Below are 12,738 nucleotides of genomic sequence, written 5' to 3' on the forward strand. Positions count from 1 at the left end.
GCCAATAGTAACCACCTCAATATCTGTAGTCCATATTAAGTTGTCTTTAAAGAAATTGTCGCTATTATACATTTAGGCTTTTTATGGATGAAAATTCTTTGTGTTACAAAAGCTAGGATTGCGCTATTGAAGATTCGCTGGTTCGGATATCCGAATTATTTTAAAGATTGTTTTTCCGGAGACTTACAAGAATTATGAGTCATAAAAAACAGATGAAGATGATGGTTAAAAATGACGTGAATGCAATCATGCGTTTACACAGCGTGTCCCATTCTGTTTTTCTGGTATCTCCCTTTTATGGCAGACAGCTTCTTATGTTTACGAATAGTCATACTGTTCGTTTGAATAAAGTTATGCATGTCGCCTTTAGGATTTTAACTTATGTCAAACAAAATGCTTATAGATGCCTCCCATCCGGAGGAAACACGTGTTGTTGTTATTCACGGTAACGAAATTGAAGAACTTGATTTTGAAACAGAACATAAAAAGCAGCTTAAAGGAAATATTTATCTAGCACGTATTACGCGTGTAGAGCCGTCTCTCCAAGCAGCTTTTGTTGAATATGGTGGCAACCGCCATGGTTTTTTAACATTTTCTGAAATTCATCCCGATTATTATCAAATCCCTATTGCTGATCGCCTTGCTCTTCTTGAAGAAGAAAAAGCTGCTGTAGGAGAAAATTATGCAGATAGTCTTCCTGAAGAAACAAATAAAAATAAAAAACGTTCTAGAAAAACAAAAAAAGAGAAGCGTAGCAGTACCATAGCAGCAGACGTTGAAAATGACATAACATCTGAATCAATAATACCCGATGATACAGAAGAAGCATTTGATACAGAGGTTTCTCATAATGATATCGAAATGGTTGGTGCAGAGGATGTGCGCGAAGAACTTCCTACCTATCAACAAAAACAAGGACGTCAATATAAAATTCAAGAGGTAATAAAACGACGTCAAATTTTGTTGGTACAAGTTATTAAAGAAGAACGTGGTAATAAAGGTGCTGCACTCACAACATATTTATCCTTAGCGGGTCGTTATTCTGTTTTAATGCCCAATACAGCTCGTGGTGGTGGTATTTCACGCAAAATTACAAATATACAAGATCGCAAGCGTCTTAAAGAAATTGTCAAAGAACTAGCCGTTCCTAAGGGTATGGGCGTTATTCTACGAACCGCTGGAGCAAATAGAACAAAAGCAGAGATTAAACGCGATTATGAATATCTTACGCGGCTATGGGATACTGTGCGCACTTTGACACTCAAATCTACAGCACCATGCCTTGTCCATGAAGAAAGCAGTCTGATTAAGCGCTCTATTCGCGATCTTTACAATAAGAATATCAGTGAAATTCTTGTTTCTGGTGATCAAGGATATCGTGAAGCAAAAGACTTCATGCGTATGCTCATGCCAAGTCATGCAAAAGTTGTGCAGCCTTATCGCGATCCTATCCCTATTTTTGCACGCAATAATATCGAAATTCAACTTGATAAAATGTTGCACCCGCAAGTTTCTTTAAAATCTGGTGGCTATCTTGTTATTAATCAAACAGAAGCACTTGTTGCGATTGATGTTAACTCTGGCCGCTCCACCAAAGAGCTTTCTGTTGAAAAAACAGCATTACAAACCAATCTTGAAGCCGCCGAAGAAATAGCGCGTCAATTACGCTTACGTGACCTTGCGGGCTTGATTGTGATTGATTTTATTGACATGCTTGAAGAGCGTAATGTGAGAATTGTCGAAAAAAAGTTGAAAGATTGCTTAAAAAGCGATCGTGCCCGTATTCAAGTCGGTCATATTTCACACTTCGGCCTTTTGGAAATGAGTCGTCAGCGTATTCGCGTATCAGTTTTAGAAAGTACAACACAACCTTGTCCGCATTGCGCTGGAACAGGACACGTTCGTTCTGAAGCCTCAATTGCATTACATGTTATGCGTTCAATTGAAGAATATCTTCTTCATAATCCAAAACATAACATTATTGTTCGCACGCCTGTCACAACAGCACTTTATGTATTAAATCAAAAGCGTAATCTTCTTGTTAATCTAGAGGATCGCTTTAAACTTAATATTAGTATTGAAGCAGATGATAGCATTGGAATACAACATCTCATTATTTCCAAAGGCGCGGTAGCAGAGGCAGTTTCTCAGCCTCCATTAACTTTTGACAATAACAATGAAGAAGACATTAAGGATATAGTCTTAACAGATGATGCGTCTACAGAAGATAAAATGCCCGTTGAAAGAAAACAAAAACAGCGGCGTAAAAATCTTCAAAGTGAGATTAATAGTGATTCTCCTCCCGATATACATAAAAAAGACGATACACTAAATGATGATTCTCGTCGTCGTATCCGTCGTCGGGGGCGCCGTGGTGGTCGCCGCAATCAAGATAATGGCTCTTATCACAATCGTATTCCTTACGCAGAACCAGTAGGCGATTTTGCCAAACAAGCTTTGAAAGAAATTAAAACAGCGCATCGTAAACGTCATGTTCCTGCTGCGAAATCTGTACAATTTGAAGAAGTAAAAAATGATATAGAGCACTCAAATATACAACAAGATGAAGCTGTAAAAATTGATACGGATACGGTTGTTAAACCTAAAAAGCGAAAAACACGTTCTTCAAAAGCTGCGCAAAATCAGCAAACCTTTGAGAACGATCAAAATATAGAAACACAGGAGCCTTTAGAAGAAAAATCCACAGCGAGCTCGATACATAAAGCTAAAACAAAAAGAGCAGTTAAAGCTACTCATGATATGGTTGAGAAAACACCTACAGATGCTAAAAAGTCTACACGGAGAGCATATAAAAAGTCACTCTCTAAAAAATCAAAATTAGAAAAAGAAACATCCGTGCAAAAAACTGTAAGTAAAGAATCTGAGGAACAAGCTCCCTCCAAAATTGAAGCGAAAACGGATTCCCCAGTTGTTATATCATCAACACCTGATGATGTTTCTCAAACTCGACGTATTGGTTGGTGGAAGCGTAAAACTCTTTCTTAAAGTTAAGTATAAAAAAACGCCACAAAGTGTTTGTGGCGCTTTTTGTAGGTCAACATAAAAAAGATTTTTTAAAATACTCTTTACGTTTATTATTTTTGTTTAGCTTTTTCTTGCTCAGCCCGCATACGCTCTTCAATTTCTTTCTGATTTGATTGAATGGCTTGTTGCAACTTTATTTGTTCTTGTTGGAAATCTTTTTCTTCCATACCAGGACCTGTATATGCTGCCGTAAATCCATTGAGAGAAAATTCAATAGGATTAGCAGCACCACGAAAATTAATTGTGGTTACAATCATTTTTGAACCACTTTTCATAGCAGCAATAAGCTTATCATCTAAAACATCATTGGCAATACAGCTTGGTCCATTACAAATAACATAAGGAATTTTTTTGGAAAAATTATCTCCTATTTGAATATGGATACCTTCTGGCAAAAAACGCCCTGTAGGAACTTGAATGCCTATGCGTTGTTCATTTTGTTTTCCTTTTATTTCCACAAGATTAAAAGCCGTCAAAGGCTGTCCGGTGTTTGATACAACAGTGTTCATTGTATTACAAACATCAACATCATGCTGTTTACTGCAAACTTTATACCAACCTTGAGATAAAGTTTGTGCATCTGCAGAAGTATGGATTGTAAGAAAAAGGGCTGCAGCTCCGGCCAATACTGAAACAACAGAATAGATATTTTTATGCGACATGATTAAGTTAATCCTTTCAATGCGCTTTTAGAATAACCCCAACATTAGGAATATTAAATATAATTTCAATCAAGTGTATTAAATTAAACCAATGAAATAACACTCACTCTTATGCTTTTTACTTCAATATAAAGGGAAAAGTCAAATTTAGAAAAAACGACAAAGAGCTAATCAAATTTTTATACGTATATAGCATCCCCCTTTTTAATGGTATTAAATTTTTATCGAAATTTACCCATACAATACCATAGTGCAACATAATAGGGTAAAATCGCATAAAAAAATAAATATTGCAATATAGTTAAAGTAAACTTTCCTATTATACTATACTTTTTAATTACTTTAAAATTTTCTTTACATTTATAATTCTGCTTTTAGGCTATAGGCTCTTCTAGCGACAGGGACAAAAATTCATAAAGCACTAAAATCATTAGATAAATTTGAATATCTTTATTATGTATCTCCTTATGAAAACCTAAAAGTTAAAGTGACTTATGGTATAGCTAGAAAATTTGATTGATTAAATCTATTTGTCATCCAAAATTTTAGAACAACTTGTAAAGGACTTTTTTCTAATGAACAGTTTTCTTGTTTTTACAAAATAATGCTGATAGCTTTCCATAATGAAGCTGTTACATTTATAACTTCTTGGCAAAAAAGTTGAATTAAACAACGATTGCACTAAAATTACCCTTTTTCTTAATTCAAAGGCACCTGTTTAAATGGAAAGCCTATAACAGTTTAAAATGTCTTATTTACAATAAATCTTCTTAAAGATAGAGGAAGATGTTCAATAACTGTTTATATAAAACAGATAAAATCTATCGAAAAACTTAAAAATCAGAGTATTAAATTAGATTTTTCATACTCGAGAGATCACAAATTTTTACTTTTTTAGCAAGAATAAGGCCTATCTTACCAAAACACGCTATTAATATTGATGATTTTAAAAATAAGTTAAATGAAAAACTCTCGGACATAGTCTTTATATAATTCAGTTTATTAATTCAAATGAATGTATTATCTATAAAAACAACATTGATTATTGAGGATAAGATTTTCTTACTAAGAAAAAATTAAATAATTTTAACATCATTTGAATTGAATATTTTCGTAACGATACAGACGTTTTGACTTTGAAAAAAAAGATATAATTAATATCTTTATCAAATAAATTCAAATTGTTAGCAGTATTCATTCTCATGATTTTTTAACTGTTTACGAAAGGCGTGTTGCTAAAAAAACTTTTAAAGAGTTTTCTTGTCGATTTTATGCGGCTTGTTTTTAATATACCTCGCGATATTTTAAAATGAAAAAGTAAGCTATGCGTTCTTTTTGATTTTGAATGTGATAAATCATCATCTTGTAAAGAATTACCATCTACCAAAGGTTGTGATACCTCTATCCTTCCAACTGTTGAAAAATCAGTAAACGAAAAAATATTTTGCGTATCCCTATTATGATGCAGTTTTTCTTAACGTCATGAATGGAAGCTGGCATATTTCTAAAACTTATGGATTGGATATAGATAAATTGCAAAAAAATCTTGAAAACTCCTACAAAAATCAATTTTTATCGAAAAAATAATAAAATCATTGCTCCTTATGACTTGCTTTTTCATTTTGAAATTATGATTCAATGGCTTAAAGGAAAAAAGATTACACTTCCATTCCAAAGTATTTTATCACTCTTTACTATTCTTCTGAAATAAGAACTGTTGATGATAGAAAATCTCAAAATTGCTTAGGAATGTTTTATTATAATATAATTACAGAGAAACTAAGAAACTCTCTCTAGGAAATGAACAAATAAATCGTTGGAGTTCAGCTTCTTGAAAATTTGAAAGGAAAATTAATTTTCCTGAAGCCGCTAATCCTGCTGTAGATGTGATGATAATAGCGATATTTGATGTCCATTCAGATATTGATTTGATTGCAACAGTTCGAAATTTGGATAGAAACCTTATTTTGGGTAACTACTTTTATTACTTATCTGAACAATGAGTAGCACATTAGGCATATATTAAAATTCCATACATATAGCATATCACCCTATGAGTATAGCTTTCCAATTTGAGGAAAGTGAATAAATATACTACCTTTTCTGGAACCACTCTTCAATATGAGAACCTATCCGGTTTATAATATTCTTTCTTCTATTGGGAAGCATTATATCATGCATTTTCTTGGTAATTTTACACAACAAAGGAACACTTCTTACACCTGAAGGATTACGTGTGATCATGTCTCTTACACTATTCATCACTTTTTTTTCAAAGACATCGAAATCCACTGCCATAAGTTCTTTAATGCCCTTGATAAACTCTTGATCTGTTAATTTAATTGCATCTTTTGCCCAGCTAAAATCTTCTTTTTTCCAACCAAAATCTTTACGTAACAAATCTCCTATCTCTGTGTACAACAGACTTTCATCAATTTTACAAACAAGAATAAAATATGGATAAAGCTTTACCATCTCATTTATCTCTTCCTCCTTAAGATATTCCTCTCCATCACCAACTCCCAATTCATAAGAACGTTGAGATTTCAAGTATTTCTTTGCTTTAATTAACTTCTTTTCATACTCCCCTGCTTCATAAGCTCTTGCCCTATATGCTCTGTATATTAAATCGCCTTTTTCTTTAGCTAAATCATCCATTTTCAAATTAAGCTTAAGTCTCTCGTCAATAAGATCTCTTTGTTCCTGTATAAGTTTATCATGTTCTATATTAGAAACGCGAATTTGTGAAAGCGTCAAATCAGCAAATGTTTTTTCAATAAACTTTATTCTCTTTTCAACAACTTGCAATCTTTCTTTAATACGCTGATACTTTTCATCAAGAGTTAAACCAGAAAGCGATAACTCTGTTAAAAAAAACTCAGCATGCGCATTTTTTAAACCACATATTAAAGTTAAGAATAAAAAGGCTATAGTTAGCAATTTGTGTGATGAAAAAATCATATTACGCTATTTTTTCTTTTTTGAAAAAATTTATAAAAAATATTCCATTCTCTGTTGGAATCTCTCATTATGACTGTGAGAATTAAGCTACTTCTTTGATTTTATCAATATGTATTATATATTAAAAACTTAAAGAGTATTTTTATTATGAACTTAAAGTTTAGTTTTATAAAAGTTTAACAACCGAATATTCTGAAATATATGCTCTAATAAAATGAGTCATCACTTTGAATTATAAAAAGAAATTCTAAACAGAATTTTTTTCTGCCATTTCTACAAGTTGTGTCATAATATCCGCTGCCCCAACAAGTCTTTCATTTACGGTAGACCAATCACGAATAAGAGCGATACTTTGGTCTGGACGAATTTTTGCCATCGCGCCTTGTTTTGCAATCCATTGAACAAGAGCAACACTATTTGCAAAATAATTATTACGAAACTGTATGACCACACCCTTTGGTCCAGTATCTAATTTTTCTACATGTGCTTTGCGACACAATGTTTTGATATAAAAGACTTTAAGGAGGTGCTGAACTTCAAGTGGTAAAGGACCAAAACGATCTATTAACTCAGCTGCAAATTCATTAATTTGTTCCAAATCATCCAATTCTGTCAAACGACGATAAAGCCCCATACGGAGTGATAAGTCAGGTACAAAATTTTCTGGTATCATAACAGTGGTACCAAGTGAAATCTGAGGAGACCATTGCTTGTCTTCCTTATGCCCGCCATCTTTTAATTCAATGACAGCTTCTTCAAGCATTTTTTGATAGAGCTCAAATCCAACTTCTTTAATATGCCCAGATTGCTCTTCACCTAAAAAATTACCTGAACCGCGAATATCCATGTCATGACTTGCCAATTGAAAACCAGCTCCCAACGTATCAAGAGATTGTAAAACTTTAAGGCGACGATCAGCAGCAGGTGTTAAAACTTTACCAGAAGGATAGGTAAAGAGTGCGTAAGCACGTTGTTTTGAACGCCCTACCCTACCACGCAATTGATAGAGAGCGGCAAGACCAAACATCTCAGCACGGTGCACGATTAATGTATTAGCTGTTGGAATATCAAGACCTGATTCAATAATAGTCGTTGATAGCAGAACATCATATTGTCCATCATAAAATGCATTCATAATATCATCAAGCTGTCCAGCAGGCATTTGCCCATGAGCAACAACGAATTTGAGTTCGGGAACATGCATTTTGAGATATTCTTCTATAAAGCCAAGATCAGAGATGCGAGGACAAACATAAAAACTCTGCCCACCACGGTAATATTCTCGAAGCAATGTTTCTCGTATAACAAGTGCATCAAAAGGTGTAATAAAGGTACGAACTGCCATTCTATCAATGGGAGGCGTCGTTATCAATGAAAGTTCACGTATACCTGATAATGCTAGCCCTAAAGTGCGTGGTATAGGGGTTGCTGAAAGTGTGAGAACATGAATATCACTTTTAAGCTCTTTTAAACGCTCTTTATGTTTGACACCAAAATGTTGCTCTTCATCAATGATAAGAAGACCTAATCGTAGAAAATGAACTGCATCACTCAATAAGGCATGCGTTCCAATAACAATATCAATCGTCCCATTTGAAATTCCTTTTTTAACTTGTGCAAGTTCTTTTGTTTTCACAAGTCTTGAAGCGTGGCCAATTTTGATGGGTAATCCTTGAAAACGGGAAATAAAAGTTTTGTAATGTTGTCGTGAAAGCAAAGTTGTTGGCACAACAACAGCAACCTGATAGCCATTCAATGCTGCAACAAAAGCACTTCGGATAGCAACTTCCGTTTTGCCAAAACCAACATCACCACATATCAAGCGATCCATCGGTTTTCCTGAAGCTAAATCATCTAAAACCGCATCAATCGCATCCATTTGATCTTCTGTTTCCTCATAAGGAAAACATGCAACAAATTCGTCAAATGGTCCAATTGGTGGAACTAAAGCAGGCGCCGAACGCAGAGCACGCTCTGCTGCTATATGAATCAACTGACCAGCCATTTCCAATAAATGTTTTTTCAGTCGTGTTTTTCGAGTTTGCCAACCAACCCCACCTAATTTATCTAACGTGACATCCGTTCCCTCCGATCCATAACGTGAAAGAAGTTCGATATTTTCAATAGGTAAAAAGAGCCGATCCCCTCCAGCGTATTGAATTTCCAGACAATCGCGCAAAATCCCAGTGGTCTTAATGGTTTTTAGACCAATAAATTGTCCAATACCATGATCAATATGCACAACGATATCGCCAGAATTTAAAGCCGCAATCTCAGAAATAAAATTTTTATTGTTTTTACGCCGTTTTGGTGATCTTATTAATCGGTCACCAAGGATATCTTGCTCTGTTATGATAGCAAAATCTTCCACTTCAAAGCCGTGCTCTATCATTATAACAGCTGCTGTTATATGATTACGTGGTGTCGCTCTGACAGTTTGTAACGATTTTACAATATCTATTTTTTGCAACCCATGCTCTTCAAGGACCTGTAACAAACGGTTTAGAGATCCTTCACTCCAACACGCTAAAAGCACCTTTTTGCCCGCAGCACGTAATGAGGCAATATGATGAACAACACTTGAGAAAACATTCTTTTCTTGTGCATTACGTTCTTTTACAAAATCATATCCCTGTTTAACATTTGCGTGAACAATGGTTTGTCCTGCATTTTGTGGAACATTAAAAGGTGTAAAGTCAATACGCTGTCCAGAGTGTTGTGCACGCTCTAAAATATGTTCTGGTGTTAAATAGAGAAGGTTAGGTTCTATCGGAGGATAAGAAGTAGAATTTTCTTTATCATTTTCACGCTCCTTGCGCGCATTATAATAATCTTCGATAAGGCGATAACGTTCAATGAGAACTTCTTCTATGAGATGTTCAAAAACAAGAGGAAAATTATCACAATAGTCAAAAAAACTGTCAAGATTCTCATAAAAAAACGGCAACCAATGTTCCATACCGGAAAAGCGTCGCCCTTGAGAAAGCGCTTCATAAAGCATATTGTTTTTTTGAGATACACCGAATGTACGAATATAATTGCTTTTAAATCGGTTTACATATTCTGGTGTAAGAACAACTTCACTCATCGAGTGTAAGAAAAACTCAGTTTTTTGCTTTGTTGTTCTTTGTGTTTCTGAATCAAATACGCGAATAGTTTCTAAGGTATCACCGAAAAAATCAAGCCGCAAAGGCTCAGAATCAACGGGAGAAAAAATATCAAGAATTCCTCCTCTTACAGCAAATTCACCAACATCTCGAACAACTGTAACACGCTCAAAACCATTGCATTCTAAAGATTGAATTAAATGCCTCATATGAATACGTTGTCCGACCCGTGCGTGAATCATCTGAGTTTCAATCATTTCCCGTGGGGGTAATTTTTGTATAATTGCATTTGCTGTTGTTAATAGAATTGCGGCGCGTGGATTCTGACGCAAATTTGCTATATGGGTTAAAGTTGACAAACGACGTGCTGTAATAGCAACTCCAGGGGACACACGATCATAGGGTAAACAATCCCATGCTGGGAATTGAAAGACAGGCAAATTGGGTTCAATAAAATTTAAAACTTGCTGTAAATGCGCAATCTTTGTTCCATCACGGACAACATAGACGAGTGGTTTATCCTGTGCCATTGTCGAACACAATTTAACCAGTGCAAAGGCTTCAAATCCATCAGTGACTCCATCAAAGATCATATGGGCAGAAAGATGTTGGGGAATAACTATTTTTTTGAACATAGACATCAAGATCAATTTAAATTTATGCAAATATGATGGTTTATAATGTCACGAAAAAACGAACCATCTATTTCACAAGGAGGTGAAATCTCTCCTGTAATCCACCTCAATAAATCACGATCATCAAAAGACAGGATATACTCAAGCTTAGAAACCGTTTCATCACTCATCCCAACAATATGGGCATTGACATAATGTCCAAAAATGAGATCCATTTCACGAATACCGCGGTGCCACGCACGAAAAACCAACCGACGACGGCGTGCGTCTAGTTGATTTTCATCGACGCCAAAACCTGTCATAAAAGATCTCCTTGAATTAAGTAAAAAGTGATATATGTAAGCTTTTCAACTTATGGAATAAATTTAGTACCTTACTTTTAAGGAAGTTCAATAATCTTTTTTTCTTTAAGCGTAATTCGGCGATGCATTTGTTTAGCCAAAGCGTAATTGTGGGTTGCAATAAGAGCAGAAAGACCAGATTGACGAACAAGAGCGGATAAAGCTTGAAAGACATAAGCTGAAGTGACAGGATCAAGATTTCCTGTAGGCTCATCAGCCAAAAGAACCGAAGGACCATTTGCTACCGCACGTGCGATAGCAACACGTTGTTGTTCTCCACCTGATAATTCTGAAGGACGATGGTTCGCACGATGAGAAACACGCAGATATGTTAACAATTTAAACGCACGATTTTCTGCTATAGATTTTTTAAAGCCTGCGATCATTTGCGGTATCATAACATTTTCTAAAGCTGTAAATTCTGGAAGTAAGTGATGAAATTGATAAACAAAACCGATATCATGCCGTCTGATAGCTGTCCTCTCATTATCAGAACGCTTTGCACAAGAAACGCCCCGTAACATCACATCACCAGCTGTTGGTTTTTCCAATAATCCAGCAATATGGAGAAGTGTGGATTTCCCAGCACCAGATGGGGCAACAAGTGCCACAAGTTCTCCACGATTAAGGACAAAATTCGCTTTATCCAAAATAACGAGAGGTTTATGGCTCTCAAAAAACTGTTGCTCAATCTCTACAAGCTCTAAAATAGCTGTCATTATTCATACCTTAAAGCTTGTACAGGATCGAGCTTAGCAGCGCGCCACGCTGGAATAAGCGCCGCAAGAAATGACAAAAACAAAGCCATTACAGCAACTGTTGCGGTTTGTCCCCACTCAATTTCAGCAGGCAATTTTGTTAAAAAGTAAAGTTGAGGATTAAAAACATCGACATTAAATAACCAAGAGACAAAATCTTGAATATGATTGATATTCGCGCTCGCTATGATACCCAAAATTAAGCCCAATATCGTTCCAATCAATCCAATCATCATACCAGTAACAATAAATATACGCATAATAGCACTTTTTTGTGCTCCCATTGTGCGTAAAATGGCAATATCATGGCTTTTATCTTTTACAAGCATAATCAACCCTGAAATAATATTCAAAGCAGCAACAAGAACAATAAGAGAAAGAATGAAAAACATAACATTTCGTTCAATCTGTAAGGCTGAAAAAAAAGCCTGATTGCGCTCCCGCCAATCAATTAAATAGACTTGTTGATCAACAACTTTTTCTATCATTGGTTTTATTCGATCAACAGCATCAGGATTATTGAGAAAGAGTTCGAGAGACTGAACCTTATCTCCTAAATTAAAAAACATTTGTGCTTCATGAAGAGGCATAAAAACAAAAATTGAATCATATTCAGACATACCAACTTCAAAAATAGCGCTTACTTTATAAGCCTTAACACGTGGTGTAACCCCAAAAGGAGTAGCATCACCATCTGGAGTAATGATACGAAGATAACGCCCAACGGTAAGCCCCAATTTTGTAGCCAAACCACTTCCAATTGCCACCCCCTCTTCTTTATCAAATTGAGCAAGCGAACCCAACTTAATATTTTGAGAGACTGTTTTAAGCTTTTCTAAATCCTGTTTACGCATACCACGAACTAACGCACCAGAACCTCCTTCAACTTCACCCTGAACAAGTGCCTGACCTTCAATAACAGGCAAAGAAAATTTTACACCATTTACAGATTCTAAAGAAGAAATAAGAGTTTTATAATCAGAAAAGCCAGAATGCACTGCCTGAACAATAAGATGCCCATTCATACCAAGAATACGATTGAGAAGTTCTGTGCGAAAACCATTCATCACCGCCATAACAACAACCAAAGCAAACACCCCTAACATAATTCCAATCAGAGAAATGATTGAAATAACGGATGCCACGACGTGTTTTTTATTAGGAATCATATAACGAAAGGCGATCATCCACTCATAAGATGAAAACCATTTACTGCTCAACCTCTTCAT

General features: G+C 35.3%; 7 protein-coding genes. 1 reads left to right on the plus strand and 6 read right to left on the minus strand.

Going from position 1 to position 12,738, the window contains the following annotated elements:
* Positions 1 to 381 precede the first annotated feature (381 nt).
* Positions 382 to 3,006 carry an Rne/Rng family ribonuclease gene (locus LNM86_RS07075; protein WP_241437104.1) on the plus strand — a complete coding sequence of 875 codons (2,625 nt, stop codon included), beginning with the start codon at positions 382 to 384 and terminating at the stop codon, positions 3,004 to 3,006.
* An 89-nt stretch (positions 3,007 to 3,095) separates the two neighbouring features.
* On the opposite strand, the gene LNM86_RS07080 is transcribed toward LNM86_RS07075, so the two are convergent.
* The 6 genes from LNM86_RS07080 to LNM86_RS07105 form a co-directional block, all read right to left on the minus strand.
* Positions 3,096 to 3,707, minus strand: coding sequence for an invasion associated locus B family protein (locus LNM86_RS07080; protein ID WP_241437105.1), 612 nt, complete (start codon positions 3,705 to 3,707; stop codon positions 3,096 to 3,098).
* Positions 3,708 to 5,801: 2,094 nt separating this feature from the next.
* Positions 5,802 to 6,668, minus strand: a complete 867-nt coding sequence (locus LNM86_RS07085; protein ID WP_241437106.1) for a hypothetical protein — start codon at positions 6,666 to 6,668, stop codon at positions 5,802 to 5,804.
* A 247-nt stretch (positions 6,669 to 6,915) separates the two neighbouring features.
* Positions 6,916 to 10,416: a transcription-repair coupling factor gene (gene mfd, locus LNM86_RS07090; protein ID WP_241438950.1), complete on the minus strand. Its 3,501-nt coding sequence runs from the start codon at positions 10,414 to 10,416 to the stop codon at positions 6,916 to 6,918.
* A 5-nt stretch (positions 10,417 to 10,421) separates the two neighbouring features.
* The gene (locus tag LNM86_RS07095; protein ID WP_241437107.1) at positions 10,422 to 10,712 is read right to left on the minus strand and encodes an FAD assembly factor SdhE; all 291 of its coding nucleotides are present in this window, start codon (positions 10,710 to 10,712) and stop codon (positions 10,422 to 10,424) included.
* Positions 10,713 to 10,789: 77 nt separating this feature from the next.
* Positions 10,790 to 11,470 (minus strand): ABC transporter ATP-binding protein, encoded by a 681-nt coding sequence (locus LNM86_RS07100; protein WP_241437108.1) that lies wholly within the window; start codon positions 11,468 to 11,470, stop codon positions 10,790 to 10,792.
* On the minus strand, positions 11,470 to 12,738 hold the full coding sequence (locus tag LNM86_RS07105; RefSeq protein ID WP_241437109.1) for a lipoprotein-releasing ABC transporter permease subunit: 1,269 nt from the start codon (positions 12,736 to 12,738) through the stop codon (positions 11,470 to 11,472). The genes LNM86_RS07100 and LNM86_RS07105 overlap by 1 nt, the downstream gene beginning before the upstream one ends.

It is taken from the genome of Bartonella machadoae (assembly GCF_022559585.1).
Classification (GTDB): domain Bacteria; phylum Pseudomonadota; class Alphaproteobacteria; order Rhizobiales; family Rhizobiaceae; genus Bartonella; species Bartonella machadoae.